Origin of the sequence: Kribbella sp. NBC_01505 (assembly GCF_045040285.1) — a bacterium.
In the GTDB taxonomy this organism is placed as follows: Bacteria; Actinomycetota; Actinomycetes; order Propionibacteriales; family Kribbellaceae; genus Kribbella.
Map to the genome: position 1 here is coordinate 7,810,694 of NZ_CP109425.1, position 18,840 is coordinate 7,829,533.

At 69.2% G+C, this 18,840-nt stretch carries 11 protein-coding genes; 6 read left to right on the forward strand and 5 right to left on the reverse strand.

Annotation, left to right across the window (positions count from 1 at the left end; genetic code table 11):
• The first annotated feature begins 39 nt into the window (after positions 1–39).
• From OG474_RS36740 to acnA, 3 genes are all read left to right on the forward strand, one after another.
• Positions 40–4,380, forward strand: a complete 4,341-nt coding sequence (locus OG474_RS36740; RefSeq protein ID WP_405058246.1) for a hypothetical protein — start codon at positions 40–42, stop codon at positions 4,378–4,380.
• Positions 4,381–4,390: 10 nt separating this feature from the next.
• The gene (locus OG474_RS36745) at positions 4,391–5,323 is read left to right on the forward strand and encodes an LLM class F420-dependent oxidoreductase (protein WP_405058247.1); all 933 of its coding nucleotides are present in this window, start codon (positions 4,391–4,393) and stop codon (positions 5,321–5,323) included.
• A 162-nt stretch (positions 5,324–5,485) separates the two neighbouring features.
• Positions 5,486–8,260: an aconitate hydratase AcnA gene (gene acnA, locus OG474_RS36750; RefSeq protein WP_405058248.1), complete on the forward strand. Its 2,775-nt coding sequence runs from the start codon at positions 5,486–5,488 to the stop codon at positions 8,258–8,260.
• A gap of 99 nt (positions 8,261–8,359) precedes the next feature.
• Here the strand turns inward: acnA and OG474_RS36755 are convergent, their stop codons facing one another.
• Both OG474_RS36755 and OG474_RS36760 read right to left on the reverse strand, forming a co-directional pair.
• The gene (locus tag OG474_RS36755) at positions 8,360–9,448 is read right to left on the reverse strand and encodes a hypothetical protein (RefSeq protein ID WP_405058249.1); all 1,089 of its coding nucleotides are present in this window, start codon (positions 9,446–9,448) and stop codon (positions 8,360–8,362) included.
• Positions 9,445–10,008: an RNA polymerase sigma factor gene (locus tag OG474_RS36760; RefSeq protein WP_405058250.1), complete on the reverse strand. Its 564-nt coding sequence runs from the start codon at positions 10,006–10,008 to the stop codon at positions 9,445–9,447. The genes OG474_RS36755 and OG474_RS36760 overlap by 4 nt, the downstream gene beginning before the upstream one ends.
• 71 nt (positions 10,009–10,079) lie before the next feature.
• Here OG474_RS36760 and OG474_RS36765 point away from each other — a divergent pair, with 71 nt between their 5' ends.
• Entirely contained in the window at positions 10,080–10,631 is a 552-nt protein-coding gene (locus OG474_RS36765) for a HEAT repeat domain-containing protein (RefSeq protein ID WP_405058251.1), read from the forward strand.
• Here OG474_RS36765 and OG474_RS36770 read toward each other — a convergent pair.
• Both OG474_RS36770 and OG474_RS36775 read right to left on the reverse strand, forming a co-directional pair.
• Positions 10,628–11,038: an HIT family protein gene (locus OG474_RS36770; RefSeq protein WP_405058252.1), complete on the reverse strand. Its 411-nt coding sequence runs from the start codon at positions 11,036–11,038 to the stop codon at positions 10,628–10,630. The two genes, OG474_RS36765 and OG474_RS36770, sit on opposite strands and share 4 nt — an antisense overlap.
• On the reverse strand, positions 11,038–12,945 hold the full coding sequence (locus OG474_RS36775) for a Na+/H+ antiporter (protein WP_405058253.1): 1,908 nt from the start codon (positions 12,943–12,945) through the stop codon (positions 11,038–11,040). Before OG474_RS36775 ends, OG474_RS36770 begins: the two co-directional genes overlap by 1 nt.
• Positions 12,946–13,061: 116 nt before the next feature.
• Between OG474_RS36775 and OG474_RS36780 the strand changes: the two genes are divergently transcribed.
• A complete protein-coding gene (locus tag OG474_RS36780; protein WP_405058254.1) occupies positions 13,062–14,588 on the forward strand; it encodes a CocE/NonD family hydrolase in 1,527 nt (508 codons plus the stop codon).
• Here the strand turns inward: OG474_RS36780 and OG474_RS36785 are convergent.
• Entirely contained in the window at positions 14,567–15,064 is a 498-nt protein-coding gene (locus tag OG474_RS36785) for a DUF402 domain-containing protein (protein ID WP_405058255.1), read from the reverse strand. The genes OG474_RS36780 and OG474_RS36785 overlap by 22 nt on opposite strands.
• A gap of 295 nt (positions 15,065–15,359) precedes the next feature.
• On the opposite strand from OG474_RS36785, the gene OG474_RS36790 reads away from it, so the two are divergent.
• Positions 15,360–18,839, forward strand: a complete 3,480-nt coding sequence (locus OG474_RS36790) for a LamG-like jellyroll fold domain-containing protein (RefSeq protein WP_405058256.1) — start codon at positions 15,360–15,362, stop codon at positions 18,837–18,839.
• Position 18,840: the final 1 nt, after the last annotated feature.

Below are 18,840 nucleotides of genomic sequence, written 5' to 3' on the forward strand. Positions count from 1 at the left end.
AGCGTGCTGGGTCTGGATTCCAATGCGCTGGAGACCTGAATGCCGCTCGTTGATCTCGACGACCCGGAGGAGTTGCGCGCTCGCTGGAGCGCCCTCGCCGCCGTGGCCCACGCCACCGGTTTCGACCGGCGGTGGTACGCCGACGACGGCGGTTACTACCACCAGGACGAGACCGGATCCATCCTGCGCCTGCAGCGCCTCGGTGACGGCCGGGCCGTGCTGTTCGGCTACCAGACGCAGCACAGCCAGACGGCCGGGTCGGATCTGCTCGCTGGCTCGCCGGAGTGGATCGGCCTGCCCGAGGTGCGGCAGCGGCTCGCGGCGGGGGAGCTGGGGTTCGTCTACGGCGCCTTCAACGGGACGTGGGCGCGCGCGGCGTACCAGGGCGACCCGTGGGAGCCGATTCCGGACGGCTTCCTGCAGATCGGCGGCTGGATCACCTCCGAGGAGGACTCCGCTCGCGAAATGATCGAGTGGGTCGCGGAGTGGGCCGACTACCTGGGCGGACTGGACGAGCTGCTTCCGTATGGCGTTGCGCTCATCCGCACGGGCGGAGCCATCACGGCGGAGGCGCTCGCCGCGTTCTTCGCACCGTTCAACATCGACCCGCGGTCGCCGGTGCAGCCGGACCTTCCCGCGGGGGCGGGGGCGGCGCGGGCTTTTGCCGCTGGGGGTGCGGCGCCGGCTGTTGACGAGTTCGACGACACACCGCCGACCGGGGTGCCGGTGTACAGCCCGCCGGTGGTCGGCGTACCGCCGAATCTTGCGGTCCCGGAAAAGTTTCCGTCCGAGCCTGACGTGACCGTGGGTTCGGTCGTTGAGCCTGACGTGACTGGAGCACCTGACGGCCGGCCGGGGTACGACGACGAGGAATCCTTCGTCGTCCCGCCCGGTATCAGCCCGTTCACCGGCCAGCCGATCGCCACCGACACCGGTAGTACGCCGATCGAGACCGGCCAGCCCGCGGCGTACCAGCAGGTCCCGTTCGGTCGTGACGAGGCACCGCAGGACGATCAGTACGGCGTGGTCGGCAAGAAGCAGGGTTGGCTCCGCCGGCGGAAGCCCGAGGAAGCCCCCGCGCCGGCGCCCGCCGCGCCGCCTGCCGCGGCTCCGGGCCTGGGGTCCTACGTTCCGGTCGATGTGCCCGACAACGGCCTCCCGTACAACCGCCTGCCCTCTTCCGAGCCTCCACGCGTAGGCGACGGCCGCCACGAGGGCGACGACTTCTACGCCAGCCTCTTCGCCGACGCTCCCGCCAGCGCCACCCCGACCCCCGACCAAGACTGGGAAACCGCCGAACAGCCGTCCTGGTCCGCCCCCGTAGACCAAGACGCAACCGCCGCCTACACCCCGTTCGCTCCCGCGGGCTCTGACGCGGATGCGACTGCTGAGCGCCCGGCGGTCCCTCCGGTCTCGGCTGATCCGAATGCAACCGCCGCCTACTCCCCGTTTGCGCCGGCACCGGCTGACCCGGATGCGACCGCGGCTCACTCGCCGTTCGCCGCCGTACCGTCTGACGCAGACGCGACTGCTGAGCGCCCGGCGGTCTCGGCCGATCCGAATGCGACCGCCGCCTACTCACCGTTCGCTCCCGCAGGCGCGGACGCGACTGCCGAGCGTTCGCCGTTTGCGCCTGTGCCGTCTGACCCGGGCACGACCGCTGCCGACTCGCCGTTTGCTCCCGCTCCGGCTGACCCGGATGCGACTGCGGCTCACTCGCCGTTCGCCGCCGTACCGTCCGACGCCGCTGCCGAGCGCCCGGCGGTCCCGGCCGATCCGGAGGCGACCGCTGCCTATTCGCCGTTCGCGCCGACCGACAGCTCCGCCGACACGAACGAGAACTGGGACGGACCTGCGTGGATCAACGGCGAGTGGGTCGAAGGCCCACGCTCCACCGCCGACGCCCCGGTAGCCAACTCTGCAGAGTCGGCCAGTACGTCGTCCGCCGAGCACCCGATCGCATCGCCCGCCTCGTTCGTCGACGACGACGAAGCCCCCACCGCCGAGATCGCCGCTGTCCCCGATGCCCCGGCCTCCTTCGCTGGCCCGTCCCCCTTCGCCCCGCAACCGGGCTCCCCGGCCGAGTCCGACGCGTTCACGTCTGACCCAGCTGCGACACAGCCCAGCAGCCCGTACGCCGCACAGTCGGCTGGGCTCGCGGGTTCAGCTGAGCAGCCGGACAACCCCTTCGCGCCTCAGCCGAGTACGCGGACCGAGTCCGGTGCGTTGCCGTCCGACCCGTCCGCCGAGCAGCCGAGCAGCCCGTTCGCCGGACAGCCGGAGGGGCTCGCGGGATCAGCAGAGCAGTTCGACAGTCCCTTCGCACCTCAGCCGAGTGCGCCGGCCGAATCCGGCGCGTTCACGCCCGAGGCGCAGGAGCCGGGTACGCCGTTCCCCGCAGGCAGGTTCGGCGGCCAGCCGGCGGATGCAGCAAGCTCGGATCAGGGCACCGCCGCTCGTTCGATCGAGGACGGCCGGACAGACGCGCGAGCCCTGCCGGGGGAGTCCGCCGGGAGCCGTGACCTCGCCGCGGGCAGCCCGTTCGCGCCGGAGGCTGGTGCGCAGGACGACCTGCTGGATGACGAGACCGCCGAGATCCCGGTCTTCGTCGAGCCCTCGACCGAGCAGCACCCTGAAGCTCAGGTCGACCCTCACCCCCAGCCGCAGCCGTGGCCGCAGCCCCAGCCTGGGCCCTGGCCGCAGCCGACCCCGCACCCTTCGCCGGACCCACGCCCCACGCCCGGTCCGGATCCCTACCCGGCCCCTGGCCCCACACCCAGCCCGGATCCGTACCCGGTACCTGGCCCTAACCCCACGCCTGGCCCGGATCCGTACCCCACGCCGGATCCGTACCCGACGCCTGGTCCCGAGCCGCGGCCGACACCTGAGCCGACGCCAGACCCGTACCCGACGCCAGACCCGTACCCGGCGCCTGAGCCGCATCCGATTCCGGATCCGTATCCCGCGCCGAACCCGAACCCGGGCCCAGGGCCTGACCCGTATCCGACGCCGGATCCGTATCCGACGCCCGACCCGCACCCGGTGCCTGGTCCGGAGCCGCGGCCGACGCCTGTGCCGGGGCCGTATCCGGGGCCTGAGCCGGAGCCTGCACCTCAGCCGGATCCGGTGCCGCCGGCAGAGCCGGAGCCTGCGCCTGAACCCGCTCCGGTGCCGCCGCCTGAGCCGGCGCCCGCTCCGGATCCGTCGCCTACGCCTGGTGATCCGTCGCCTTGGCCGGATGCGGAGCCGAGCCAGCCTGCCTACCAGACGGCCGAGTTTGCGGATGACGAGCCGACTGGCGTGATTCAGGCGGTGGATGCGGCACTCGCTACGGGTGAGGTGGGCGCTGACCTTCAGGGCGCCTGGCAGCCGACGGGTGCTTCGGATGCGTTGACTCGCACGCAGCAGGAGCCCGAACTAGCGGTCAATCGGGCACAGGCCGAGCCGCCGGCGCCGAACGGCGAGCTGCACGAGCGTGGCCAGTACGACGAGTGGCCGGAGGAGGCGGATGAGGCGACCGGGGTGATCCCGGTGGTGTTCGCAGATGAGGACGGCACGCAGCAGCAGCCTGGCGACACGTTCGCGGACGAGCAGGCAGTCGACGAGAGCGCGGCGTACGGGCAGACGGTCGACGACGGCGCGGCGTACGGGCAGACCGTCGACGACGGCGCGGCGTACGGGCAGACGGTCGACGACGGAGCGGCGTACGGGCAGGCGGTCGATGAGGGCGCGGCGTACGAGCAGCGACCACCTGGCCCGGCCTACGACGAGCAGCGACCACCTGGCCCGGCGTACGACGAGCGGGAGGAGTACGGCGAGGCCCGGCAGGCGCCGGCCGCGAAGCTTGGCGTGATGTCGATTCCGGGGCTCGGGCTGGTGGGCGCCGGTGGTCCTGGGGTTGAGCTGATACCGGGCTCGCTCGAGGAAGCGATGCGGGCCGAGGTTGAGCGGGTCCGCCCGCGGCCCGGCGGGTCCTCGGCGTTCGACGCGCTGCACGCTTGGTGCCGAGCCCGGACGGCGATCGTGCCCTCGGGGTTCACCATCCAGGTGCAGGTGCTCGATCCCCACGCCCCGTCGTACCGGTTCGATCTGGAGCCGCCCGAGGTCGACGGCGAGGAGTTCGCGGCCGACAAGCTCAGCGGGTTGCTCGGCGACCTGTGGCTGACCGAGGCTCGGGAGCAGGGCGGTTGGTTGTTCGCCAGGCTCGACGCGGCCGGCCGGACGCTCCGGATCGACCGCTGGTACGACCAGGTGCCCGAGTGGTGGGACACCCCGGTCGAGTCGCGGCTGGACATCGGCAACCTGGCCCGCCGCCTGACTGCACGTGATCCGCGGTGGCAGCCGTCGTACGTGGAGAGGTTGTTCTCGAACGCGAGATAGCGTTATCCGCATGCTTCTCAGGATCTTCACCGAACCCCAGCAAGGCGCCACGTACGACGAGCTCCTGGCCGTCGCCCAGCGGACCGAGGAGAACGGCTTCGACGCGTTCTTCCGGTCCGACCACTACCTCGCGATGGGCGACGGCGGCGGTCTGCCGGGCCCGACCGACGCCTGGATCACGCTCGCCGGCCTGGCCCGTGAGACCAAGCGCATCAAGCTCGGCACGCTCGTCAGCCCGGTCACGTTCCGGCACCCCGGCGTGCTCGCGATCACGGTCGCCCAGGTCGACCAGATGAGCGGCGGCCGCGCGGAACTCGGGCTCGGCGCAGGCTGGTTCGAGGCGGAGCACGCGGCGTACGGGCTCGACTTCCCGGACACGCCGGGCCGCTTCGACCTGCTCGAGGAGCAGCTCGAGGTGATCACCGGGCTGTGGGACACGCCGGTGGGGGAGAAGTACCAGTTCGACGGCAAGCAGTACCAGCTGAAGGACTCCCCGGCGCTGCCCAAGCCGGTCCAGCAGCCGCACCCGCCGGTCATCATCGGCGGTGCCGGCAAGAAGCGCACGCCGGAGCTGACCGCGAAGTACGCGACCGAGTTCAACGCCGGCTTCAAGTCGCTCGAGGAGACGAAGACGCTGTTCGACCGCGCCCAAGCAGCCTGTACGGCGATCGGCCGCGCCTCGAGCACGCTGGCCCTGTCCACCGCGCACACCGTGGTCGTGGGGAAGGACGACGCGGAGGTGAAGCGGCGGGCCGACGCGATCGGGCGCGATGTGGACGAGCTCCGCAAGGGTGCGATCGCGGGGACGCCGGCCGAGGTCGTCGATCGGCTCGGTCAGTTCGCCGCGGTGGGTTCGCAGTGCGAATACGTGCAGATCATGGACCTGGGCGACCTGGACCACCTCGATCTGATCGCGTCCGAAGTTCTTCCCCAGCTCTCCTGACGAGCTTCGGCAGCGTCACCTCGAAAATATGACTCGATGTCGTGTATCTTGATGTCGAGAGACTTCCTCGCTCCGAAGTTAGGTTTACCTGACCTCGGGGCGAGACGCGGGGCCCGGGAGGATGGGCCCCAGCGGAACTGGACCGGATAGAGGAGCAGGTTGATGGCGAGCGTCGACAGCTTCGGTGCCCAGGGGGCACTCGAGGTCAACGGACAGTCGTACGAGATCTTCAGGTTGGCGGGTATCGAGGGTGCGGAGACGCTGCCCTACTCCCTCAAGGTGCTGCTGGAGAACCTGCTGCGCACCGAGGACGGCGCGAACATCACCGCCGACCACATCCGCAAGCTGGGCAACTGGGATCAGAACGCGGCTCCGGACACGGAGATCCAGTTCACCCCGGCCCGGGTGATCATGCAGGACTTCACCGGGGTGCCGTGTGTGGTCGACCTGGCCACCATGCGCGAGGCGGTGGCCGAGCTCGGGGGCGACCCGACCAAGATCAACCCGCTGGCGCCGGCCGAGCTGGTCATCGACCACTCGGTCATCATCGACGTCTTCGGTACGCCGGACGCCTTCGAGCGCAACGTCGAGTTCGAGTACGGGCGCAACCGTGAGCGCTACCAGTTCCTGCGCTGGGGCCAGACCGCGTTCGACGAGTTCAAGGTCGTCCCGCCGGGTACCGGCATCGTGCACCAGGTCAACATCGAGCACCTCGCCCGGACGGTGATGGTCCGCAACGGCCAGGCCTACCCGGACACCTGCGTCGGCACCGACAGCCACACCACGATGGTCAACGGCCTCGGGGTGCTGGGCTGGGGCGTCGGCGGTATCGAGGCCGAGGCCGCGATGCTCGGCCAGCCGGTCAGCATGCTGATCCCGAAGGTGGTCGGCTTCAAGCTGACCGGTTCGGTTCCGGCCGGCGCGACCGCGACCGACGTCGTGCTGACGATCACCCAGATGCTGCGCAAGCACGGTGTGGTCGGCAAGTTCGTCGAGTTCTACGGCGAAGGTGTGACCGCGGTGCCGCTGGCCAACCGCGCCACCATCGGCAACATGAGCCCGGAGTTCGGCTCGACCTGTGCGATCTTCCCGATCGACGACATCACGCTGGAGTATCTGCGGCTGACCGGTCGCGGTGACGACGAGGTCGCGCTGGTCGAGGCCTACGCCAAGGAGCAGGGCCTCTGGCACAACCCGGCCGTCGAGCCGCGCTTCTCGGAGTACCTCGAGCTGGATCTGTCGACGGTCGTTCCGTCGATCGCCGGCCCGAAGCGTCCGCAGGACCGGATCGAGGTCACCAAGGCCAAGGAGTCGTTCCGCGGCGTCCTCGGTGACTACGCCACCGAGGAGCTCGACGTCGACCCGTCGGAGACCGGGAGCTTCCCGGCCAGCGACGCGCCGAACGGGCACGGTCACGTCGACGACAACCCGCACAACTCGCCGCAGAAGGCGGACCGGCCGACCAAGAAGACCACGGTCACGCTGGACGGCCAGGAGATCGAGCTCGACCACGGCCACGTCGTGATCGCCTCCATCACCTCCTGCACCAACACGTCGAACCCGTCGGTCATGATGGCCGCCGCGCTGCTGGCCAAGAACGCGGTCGACAAGGGCCTCGCCTCGAAGCCGTGGGTGAAGACCTCACTCGCGCCCGGGTCGAAGGTCGTCACCGACTACTACGAGAAGGCGGGCGTCACGCCGTACCTGGAGAAGCTCGGCTTCCACCTGGTCGGTTACGGCTGCACCACCTGCATCGGGAACTCCGGCCCGCTCCCGGAGGCCGTCTCGGCCGGCGTCCAGGCGGCCGATCTGGCAGTGGTGTCGGTGCTGTCGGGCAACCGCAACTTCGAGGGCCGGATCAACCCGGACGTGAAGATGAACTACCTGGCGAGCCCGCCGCTGGTGATCGCGTACGCGCTGGCCGGCACCATGGACTTCGACTTCGAGACCGACGCCCTGGGCCAGGACACCGACGGGAACGACGTCTTCCTGCGCGACATCTGGCCGGTCGCGGCCGACGTCGAGGCCGTGATCGCGAGCTCGATCACCAAGGAGATGTTCACCAAGGACTACGCCGACGTGTTCGCCGGTGACGAGCGCTGGCAGTCGCTGCCGACGCCGGAGGGCAAGACCTTCGCGTGGGACCCCGAGTCGACGTACGTGCGCAAGCCTCCGTACTTCGACGGCATGGCGCACGAGCCGTCGCCGGTGACCGACATCGCCGGGGCGCGCGTGCTGGCCAAGCTCGGCGACTCGGTGACGACCGACCACATCTCGCCGGCCGGTGCGATCAAGGCCGACAGCCCGGCGGGCAAGTACCTGGCCGACCACAACATCGACCGTAAGGACTTCAACTCCTACGGTTCGCGGCGTGGCAACCACGAGGTGATGATCCGCGGCACCTTCGCGAACATCCGCCTGCGCAACCAGATCGCACCGGGCACCGAGGGCGGCTTCACGCGCGACTTCACCAAGGACGACGCGCCCGTGACGAGCATCTACGAAGCCTCCGAGGCGTACGCCGAGGCCGGCATCCCGCTCGTCATCCTGGCCGGCAAGGAGTACGGCTCGGGTTCGTCGCGCGACTGGGCAGCCAAGGGTACGGCGCTGCTCGGCGCCCGCGCGGTGATCACGGAGTCGTTCGAGCGCATCCACCGGTCGAACCTGATCGGCATGGGCGTGCTCCCGCTGCAGTATCCGGAGGGTGAGAACGCGGAGTCGCTCGGTCTGACCGGCGAGGAGACCTTCGACATCAGCGGCGTCACCGTGCTGAACGACGGCTCGGTCCCGCGCACCGTCCACGTCACCGCGACCTCGCCGGCCGGTGAGGTCAAGGAGTTCGAGGCGGTCGTCCGCATCGACACCCCCGGTGAGGCGGACTACTACCGCAACGGCGGCATCCTCCAGTACGTCCTCCGCTCCCTGATCGCCAACTAACCACCGCAGAAGGGCCGACCGGTGCACCCCGGTCGGCCCTTTCTCGTAACGTCCGAAAGAACCGGAGGCGGTGTACTCCGATCCTTCGGACGTTAGTGATCAGTGGCAGCCGAGGCCTTCCTGGTAGCCGTCGGCGGGCTTGCCGCTCTTGGACTCCGGCTTGACCTTGCCGGCGATCTCGTCGGCGTACGTCCAGATGCTGTCGGGGTAGTCGCCCTCGGCCTGCATCTCCTTCAGGATCTTCCAGGACTTGCTGCCCTGCATGGCCTTCACGGCCTCGGCCGCCTTCGCCTTGTCACCGGACTCTGTCGCAGCAGTCCACTGGTCGAGCCAGGCGCAGGACGCCGCGCCGGCGACCCGGACACCGAGGTGGTAGCGCGCGATCACCGTCTCCTTGTACAGCGGCGCCTTGTTGAAGCCCTTCGGGACCGTGACCTCGGCCAGGATGCCGTCCACCGCCGCGCGCACCTTCTCCGGCTTCACGACCGACTCGGGCATCGCGCCGAGCCAGGTGTTGACGTCGACCTTCTTCAGCTTGCCGAGCACCTCCCGGTAGGCCTCCTCGGAACCGAGGTCGGCGCGGGTCTCGACGAAGCTCGGGCCCTTCGACGGCAGCATGAACGCGAAGTCGAAGTTCTCGTTGGCATAGCGGAACAGCGTCCCCCTCTGACCGAGCACCTGCACCTCGGCGTGCCCGACCGAGCCATCGGTCCGGTCCTTGAAGTAGGACTGGTAGTCGCTCGCGGGATACCAGGTGACCTGGAACTTCTTGTCCCCGTTGCTGAACGTCATGTCACCCGAGTCCTTGGTGAACTCGTCGACCTGCGAGATCTTCCAGGCCGGGTCGTCGATCAGGATGCGCTCGTTCGCCTCGGCAACCGCGACGAGCTCTGCCGCGTACGCCGGCTGCGGTGCCACGAGCGGCGCGACCGGACTGTCCTTCGGCAGTACGGCGCCCACGACGCCGACGGCGGCTGCCACGGCGACCGCGGCCGCGGCGCCAATGACCACTCGATGATTGCGCAGTCGACGGCGGCGGCTCGGCCGTAACCGGGTGGCGGGTTCGGTGGTGGTCAAGATGTCCTCCAGCAGATCGGACTCGGCGCCCGCGGTCGGCAGTTGCCGGACCGTCTCGTCGCCGTACGGGTTGGCCCGCGCGATCAGCTGGTCGAGTTCGCGCTCGTTCATCGCTCCTCCTGAGCTGGTCGCAGGGTTCGTTCATCCCGTTCATGTCCGTGATCGCCGAAGGCGTCTCCCAACTGTTTCCGCAGCCGGCCACGCGCCCGGTGCAGCCGGGTCCGAACCACCCGCGCCGGTACGTCGAGGACCACCGCCGCTTCCTGCGGTTCCAGGTTCTCCCAGGTGGTGAGCATGATCAGCTCGCGGTCGGGCTCACCCAACCCGGCCAACGCCGCCACCAGTACGGCGTTCGCCTCGACCCCGTCGGCATGATCCGGTACGACGTCCTGCAGCTCCACGCGCAGTCGTTCGCCGAGGCGGTCCCGCCGCTGGACCCCGCGCCGGTGATTCGCGAGCACGCGGCGGGCGACGCCGTACAGCCAGAGTCGTGCGGTGCCGTCGGTGGGCACCTGGTCGAACCGTCGCCAGGCGACCAGCATCGTGTCGGCCACGACATCAGCCGCGTCGTCAGGGGAGCCGCACCGGCGCAGCGCGTAGCCGAGCAGTTCCCGGAAGTTCCGCTCGAAAAGCTCTCGGAACGCGTCTTGCGGACTCGGCGGCGGCCTCATACCTGGTCCATGTCCGGCAGTATGCGCGGCGTCTCAGGTCAATTGTCGGTGGGACGGGATTTACTGACCTCATGACTCGAGACCATCCGCGCGAAGTGGTGCAGGCCGCCTGCGCCGCGTACGGCGAGGACACGGTGATCGACTGGGCGATCGCCTTCCTGACCGGCGAGATCTCCGGCGACGCGGCGTACGGCGCGGACCTGCCGAAGCTGGTCGCGCTCACCGGCTCGCCGAATCCGGGCGGCTGGAAGCCGCCGGTCGACCCGGTGAACTACTACTGGATCCGGGTCTGGGCCGCGCGCGTCCTGCTCTATGTCTGGCGGGACGACGCGGTGGACGCCTTGCTGGCCGTGGCGGACGATCCGGCCTGGCGCGTCCGTGAGCACGTCGCCCGGATCACCGCCCAGCGGGAGCTCGGTCAGCTGGTCGATTCGCTGCTGCCGATGCTGGAGCACGAGCTGCCGAGGGTGCGGGCGGCCGCCGTCCGGGCGATCGGTGCCGCGGGGGAGTTCGAGCACGCAGCCGCGGTGGAGGAGCTGGCCGACGACCCGGACCACACTGTCCGGGCCGCGGTCGAGCGTGCCTTGGAGCGACTGACCGAGCGGCTGGACCGACCGCTCTAGAGCACAGCTCGCAGTCGCTCGGCGTAGTCCGCCGCTTCGGCATCGTCGGCGTACTTGGTCCGCGGCCAGAAGAAGCCGCGCAGTCCGTCCCCTTTCGTCCGCGGCACGACGTGCACGTGGAGATGGGGGACGGACTGCGACACAACGTTGTTCACGGCAACGAACGACCCCTGCGCCTCGTACGCCGTCCGCACCGCGGCCGCGACCGAACGAGCGGCCCCGAACAGCGGCACGGTCAGCTCGTCCGGCAGCTCGACCATCGTCGGCACGTGTTCGCGCGGCACGATCAGCGTGTGGCCCTTGAACACCGGCCGGATGTCGAGGAAGCCGAGCACCTCCGGCGTGTCCAGGACGATGTGCGCCGGCGTCGTACCGGCGATGATCGAGCAGAACAGACAGGCCGCCATCAGCCGAGCTTCTCGTCCACGAAGCACCAGCGCCAGTTCTCACCGGGCTCGAAACTGCGCATCACCGGGTGCTTGGTCTCGTCGTAGTGCTTGCTCGCGTGCTTCATCTCCGACGAGTCGCAGCAACCGACGTGACCGCAGCCCAGACACAATCGCAGGTGCACCCAGGTGCCACCCTCGGCCAGACATTCCTCACAGCCCGAGGGCGTGTTCGGGGTGACCACCGCGGGCGCCTCGCGGAGGTGCTCGCAGCCGCCACTCGCCGAGGCCGGTGGACGCAGGTCCTCCGAGCGGCCGCCGACATCGTCGTCCTCGTTGCGATCCAGGATCGACTCCTCGATGTCGAGCACTGACTGCGCCCGCTGCAGGACCTCGTCGGCGACCAGACCGGCGTCGCGAACCTCGAGGATGTGCGACCGCTCGGCCTCCAGCATGGCCATCCGCAGCCGCCGGTACGCCTCGCTCGGCGTCTCGTACTCCGTCTCCGGCCGCCCCAACCGCTCCCACGCGGCCAGAGCACGCGACTCACCGCGTTGCCGGAGAACCGCGAGTACCGCCTCGGGATCGTCCGGAGTCGTGATCTCGTCCAGCTTCTCGAGCGCGGCCCGATGCGCCCCTTGCAGTACGGCGGCCTCCTGCAGCGCGTCCTCTGCGGGATCCGGCCCGGGCAGGCGCAACCGCCGTACCAGCCAGGGCAGGGTCGAGCCGTTGAGCAGCAGCGTGCCACCGGTGACCGCGAGCGCCATGAAGACGAGCACCTCGCGGTGCGGCGTGTTCTCCGGCAGGGTGAAGACGGCGGCGAGTGTGACCACGCCGCGCATCCCGGCCCAGCTCACGACGATCACCGCCCCGAAGGAGACCGGCCCCGGACGGGACCGGCCGAGGATGCGCCGGGACAGGTAGGTGGTCGGGATGACCCAGATCGGCCGGAGCAGAACCGTGGCCAGGAAGACGGCGATCGTCGCGACCGCGATCAGCCAGCCCGGCAGCGGGCTCTCGGCGAGGTCGTCGAGGATCCACCGCGTCTGCAGGCCGATCAGCAGGAAGACCGTGTTCTCCAGCAGGAACTGGAAGGTGCGCCAGTTCGTGCTCTCCGAGATGCGCGACTTGGCGGACTGGAGGATCGGCGCCTTGTGACCGAGGATCAGGCCGCAGACGACCACCGCCAGTACGCCGGACGCGTGGATCGTGTGGTTCTCGGCGGCGACGTACGCGATGAAGGGCGCGGTCAGGCTCAGCGTGGTGTCCAGCACCGGATCGGTGAACCGCTTGCGGACCTTGGCCAGCAGGATCGCCACCACCAGGCCGATCACGATTCCGCCACCGGCCGCTCGGAGGAAGTCGAGGCCCACGTGGAGGACGGTCGGCGTGACCAGGGCCGCGCCGATCGCGGTCCGAAGGAGCACCAGCGCGGTCGCGTCGTTCACCAGGCTCTCGCCCTCGAGAATCGTCACCACGCGCCGGGGGAGACCCACCCGCCGCGCGATCGCGGTCGCCGCTACGGCGTCCGGGGGCGCGACGACCGCGCCGATCGCGAACGCCGCCCACAGCGGCAGCGGCTTGTAGCCCTGCGACTCGGCCACCACATTGAGCAGCCAGTACGCCGTCAGGCCGACACCGACCGTGGTGAAGGCGACCAGGCCGATCGACAGCAGGCCGATCGACCGGCGATGTTTGGTGAAGTCGACCAGGCTGGTCTTGATCGCCGCGGAGTACAGCAGCGGCGGCAGGAAGCCGATCAGGACCACTTCGGGTTCCAGCTCGACCCGGGGGACGAACGGCAGATAGGACGCGGCGACCCCGATCACCACGAGCAGCAGGGGAGCCGACAGCCCGATCCGCCGAGCCAGCGCGGCCCCGCCCGCCACCACGGCGACGAGGGCGACGATCTCGATCGCGATATGCACGGTGCACAGTGTCGCAGCTCCTCACGGCGATCTGTGCCGAGGCTGGCGCTGGTAACGACGCTCACCGTCGTCTAGCGTGTGCGGAGCGAGATCCGTCCACCACGGGGAGTGATCACATGCGGCGTGCGCTTTCTGCCCTCTCAGCCCTCCTGTTCTTCGGTGCAGCGCTTGTCCCAGCGCCGGCCGCCGCTGCCGTTCCAGCCGAGGACACGGTCACCACCGGCTGCGTCCTCTCAGTCCCCGAGCCGGGGACCAAAGTGCCGGTGAAGATCTGCTACACACTTTTCAAACCCGCCGTGGCCTCGGCGACCCACACCGTGCCGCTGATCTTCAGCAGCCACGGCTGGGGCGGCTCGCGGACCACCGACATCCGGCAGTTCCGGGCCCACCTCGACGCGGGCTTCGGCATCCTCAGCTTCGACCAGCGCAGCTGGGGCGAGAGCACCGGCGTCGCGCACGTGATGAACCCGGACTACGAGGGCCGCGACGTCGTGAAGCTGATCGACTTCGTCGCGAGCCTGGATTGGGTGACCAAGCAACGACCCGGTGACCCGCTGATCGGCGCGATCGGAGGCTCGTACGGCGGCGGCTACCAGCTCGCCGGTGCCTTCACCGAGATCCGCGACCACGGCCGGACCCGCTTCGACGCGCTCGCCCCCGAGATCACCTGGTGGGATCTCAAGCGCTCCCTCGCCCCGTCCGAGACCGCGCGGACGATCTGGCTCGGAATCCTCTACTCCAGCGGCGGCAAGAACCTGCCGCCCGCGATCGGCAAGTCCTGGGCGACCCTGATCGCCACCGGCGCCTGGCCGACCGGCAAGGCCGGCCGGGACCTCACCGCCTTCTTCGCGAAGAACGGTCCCGCCTGGCACGTCGCGCACGGCCGCAAACTCGACATACCGGTCCTGTTCGAGCAGGGCGTCACCGACAACCTCTTCAACCTCAACGAAGGCCTGTCCAACTTCGACCGCGCCCTCACCCCGCGCGCCCGGTCTCGCTCGATGCTCGTCGGCTACAACGGCGGCCACGCCCTACCCGCCGTCGTACCGCCGGGCTACGGCACCTCCGGCGACCCGTGCTCGATCGCCCTCGGTTCCCCGAACTTCGCCAACCTGGCGCTCCGCTTCCTGCGGCTCAACCTGCTGGGGCAGTCCACCGGTCTGACCGGCTTCGGGCAGTACCACCTCTCCACCGCCGATGGCCGTTGCCTGACGCAACGAACCCTCGCATCCAACACCACGCGCTCCCTGGGCAAGATCGCCACTCCGACCGGCGCCGGCCTCCCGGTCAACGTGAAGATCGCCGCCGGCCCGCTCACCGTCGCCGGCACCCCGCACGTCTCCGCGAACGTCTACACGATCGTCCCGCGCACCCCGGCGTTCCTCGCCCTGAGCGTTGGCACCAGCCCGCTGACCGCCCGCGTCATCCAGAACAACACCATGCCGCTGCGCGAAGAACGAGCAGCCCACGGCGTCCGCCGTACCATCGAGCTCCCGGCCATCGCCGTCGACGTACCGGCCGGCCAGAACCTCTACCTCACGGTCTCCCCAATAGCCGACATGTTCGCCGGCCAACGCGCCCCGCTTCCCGGCGCGCTCCTGCTCAAGAACACAACCGTCAGCTACCGCACCATATCCAGGTAGGTCTTGTAGACGGTGGTGAACGGCTCGTCGTTCGCCACCGCCTTCACCAGCCAGTCGCACGAAGCCTGCGCCCGCTCGATGATCTCGGCCGGATATCCGTACTTCACCTGGTGCTCGGCGAACTCGTCCTCGTCATCCACCAGCACGGTCCCGTCGCGCCGCTTGATCACGTCCAGATCCAGATCGATCATCGTCACGCGATCCTCGGAGAACTCGACCGGCGTGGTGATGTCGCAGTAGATCTCCGTCATCCGCGGCGCGTCGTTGAAGATCGCCGTGAACCACTTGTCCCGCGGAAACAGCTGCACATGCGCTTCCTCCGCGGTGAGCTTCAGCCCCTCACCGCGCTGCGACACAGCTCCGACCCGCCCACCCAGCCAGACCCCGTGCTCATCCTCCCCAAGCCACTCCAGCCACTGATGCCAGTGCAGACTCTCGTCGAACTTCCGATAAACCACCCGCACATCCCGTCCCATATCCGCAATCTATCCTGCCGAGGGATTAGAACTTGGTGAGTTGCCAGCGCCGGCAGGGGCCGTTCCAGTAGTTCCAGACGATGACCCGGTCGGTGGTGGAGCCGACGCTGTAGCCCGCGTCACAGAGGCCCATCCGAACTGGATGGGCCTTTGTACGGGTTGTACCTGGTCCTGGGCGGGCTGCACGGTTGAAAGTTGGCCCCTCGGGATGTGTGAACGAACAGGTGGGGTGGGGAACGTGTGGGGATCTCGTGCTGCTTTGGCGCGCCTTGATGGCGGTCGAGGCACAGTTGCGGTGCTGGTTGCCCTGGCCGTGCTGACGACCGGACTGCACGCCGTACCGGCTGTTGCGGCGCCACCTCCGATCCCGAAAGTGGGCCGGGACCAGGCGGAGGCCATGAAGTTCGCGGCCGCCGGCGGTGCCCGGGTCGAGATCGCCGACCGGACCACGGAGCTGTCGCAGACCTTCGCCAACCCGGACGGCTCGCTGACCAGCAAGGTCTCGAACGGCCCGGTGCGCGTGAAGCGCGACGGCGTCTGGAACGCGATCGACACCACCCTCGAGTTCCGCCCGGACGGCACCGTCGGGCCGAAGAACGCCCTGTCCGACATCGCCCTGTCGGGCGGCGGCAGCGGCCCGGTCGGCAAGGTCGGCCTGAAGGAGGGCACCTTCGAGCTCAAGTCGCCCTGGACTCTCCCGCGACCATCACTCTCGGGCTCCACCGCGACGTACGGCGAAGTCCTCCAGGGCGTCGACCTCGTCGTCGACTCAACCTCCGAAGGCCTCAGCTACAACCTGGTCGTGAAGAGCCGCGAAGCCGCCTCGAACCCGGCACTCCGCTCGATCAAGTTCCCGGTCACGACCGCCGGCCTGTCCCTGCGCGCGAACCGCCCCGGCGGCCCCGCCTACGTCGACAAGACCGGCCGCCTCATCATGTCCGCCGGCGACGCCATCATGTGGGACGCCGCCCAGACCGGCGCCCAATCCGCTGCCCAATCCGGTGCCCAAGGCAAGCAAGCGGCCGCTGCCCGTAGCTCGGCCGAGCTCGTCAGCGACGGCCCGGCCGGGACGCACTCAACAGCCATGCAACTCCGCGGCGACCCGACCGGCCTCACCATGGTCCCCGACGCCAAGCTGCTGACGAACCCGACCACGGTCTACCCGGTCGTCCTGGACCCGGTCCTGAAAACGGTCACCCGCGCCTCCTGGGCAGCCGCCTGGCAGCTCTACCCGACCACCTCGTTCTACAAGACCACCCACAGCCTCGGCGTCGGCTTCGAGGACTTCGAGCAGCACAAGATCGTCCGCTCCTTCTGGCAGTTCGACACCACCCTCTTCCGCGGCAAGACCGTCCTCAGCGCGAACTTCCGGACGTACGAGACCCATTCGGCGAACTGCACGGCGCACTCGGTCACCGTGACCCGCACCGCGCCGATCACGACCGCGACGACCTGGAACAAGCAGCCCGCGGTCCAGCTCGCGGCCGGTAGCAAGAGCTTCGCGCACGGGTACAACACGTCCTGCCCGGACGCGTACGAGGAGATCCCGGTCACCAACTCGATGATCGACACGGCGACCAAGGGCTACACCACCTCGACCTTCCGGATGACCGCGACGAGCGAGACCGACGGACTGGCCTGGAAGCAGTTCAGCTCCTTCGGTGAGCTCGAGGTCAACTACGTGACCCCTCCGGACGTACCCCGCCGGCTCGGCCTGACCGACCCGGCCGTCGGCTGTGACGACGCGAGCTCGCCGGTGAACGTCGGCTCGAACAACATCCAGTTCGGCGTCACCCCCGTCCTCAAGGGCAACGTTAACGAGGGCCTCAAGGTCTACACCGAGATCTACCTGTACAGCACCACCGGCAACTCGTTCCGGATGCTGCGGACCGGGCTCGTCGCGCCTGGCATCCCGCAGACGGTGACGATCCCGAGTACGGATATCCCGGACGGGCAACTGGTGCACTTCCGGGCCCGGACCATCTATCCGTACTCGTCCACCGGCTCGCTCGCCTCGGCGTTCACGATCTACTGCTACTTCAAGGTCGACCGATCGGCGCCGCCGGCGCCGATCGTGACGGCGAAGTACGGCAGCACGGACGTGCCGAACTGCGTCGGCGCGACGCGTTGCGACGAGATCGTCCCGCTCGGGGACGCGCTCTCGGTGACGATCAAGGGCGGTGCACCTGACGTCGTCCGGCACGAGTACTGGTTCCAGGGCCAGACTGCGCGTGGTGCGGCGAGCGGCCTCAACGTCGTGAAGAGTCTGGTGCCACCACAAGAGGGCTACAACATGCTGCACGTGGTCAGCTATGACGGCGCGTCCCATGCGAGCAAGCCCCGGGACTACCTGATCAACGTCAAGAGCGCGTCGCCACCCGTGGCTTCGTGGTCGTTCGACGACGGCCAAGGGACGACCGCGGCCGACTCGGCCAGCCCGGCGCATCCCTTGACGCTGAGCGGCGGCGCGGCATTCGACGACGCCGGCCGGGACGGCGGATCGTTGAAGGTCGACGGAGTCGACGACTTCGCGCAGACCGCGGTGACTCCGGTCGACACCTCGAAGAGCTTCACGGTCTCCGCGTGGGCCCGAGTGACGTCGGCGAAGGAAGCGGTGGTCGTCGGCGCGGCCGGCAACATCGGCAGTGCCTTCGAGCTCTACTACTCGCTGTCGCTGAACCGCTGGGTCTTCCTCCGCATGAAGACCGATGCGATGTCACCCGTCAATGTGAAGGCGACCTCCGACGAGCCGGCCGTTCTCGGCGCCTGGACCCACCTGGTCGGCGTTTACGACCAGGGTCTCGGCCGCATGCAGCTCTACGTCAACGGCCGGCTGCAGACCGCCGGAAACGTTGCCTACCCGGACTCGGCCTGGAAGGCGACCGGTCCGCTGTCTGTGGGGCAAGGTCAGTACAACGACGTCTTCACCAACCGGTTCCCGGGCTCGGTGGACTCCGTCAACCTGTGGCAACGAGCTTTGGACGCCAAGGTGATCATGGGGTTGACCGACCTTCGCAAGGACGGCTCGGTCGTCGTTCGCCAGGCTGCTCGCTGGCCGCTGGACACCGCGACGCTGGGTACGGACAACGTCTGGCGGACTCCGGAGACCGTCTTCGGCGCCAACATGATCATGTCCGGATTCGGTGGCGCCGGCGCGGATCAGGCGGCTGCCTTCGTCGAGGACGACGACCGCGGCAAGGTGCTGCAGTTCACCGGTGCCGCCAGCGAGGCACTGTCGTTGCCGCGACCGGTGGTCGACGCCGGTACGACGTTCTCGGCGGCCGTCTGGGTCAAGCTGAGCGATGCGAGCAAGCCGGCGGTCGTTGCCCGGCAGGCCGGCGCCGATCGCGATGCGTGGCGCCTGGCCTGGGAGCCGTTGGACTCGCTCGGAGGCCAGTGGGTCTTCACCCGAGCACGTGCCGATGGGACCGGGGAGAACCGGGCCGTCTTCCCGGAGGACAACGACGCAGCAACCAGCGACTGGCGGCTGTTGGTCGGCACGTACGACGCCAACGCCACCGGCGCGACGAACCAGGACCCGCTGGGTGACATCGAGCTGACCGTCGACAAGACCCCGGTGGAGGGCGGTACGGACGCGTACACGTCGCCGTACCGGCTGGGTAGCACGGTCGTCGGTAAGGGCCGCGCGACCGGGAGCGAGTTCGCCGGTCTCGTCGACGACTTCCGGCTGTACGTCGGCCCGCTGGTGGACAACGCGGTTTGTGTCGAATTCCCCGAACTGGGCGACGGCGTCTGCCCGCCGCCGGCCGGCTGAC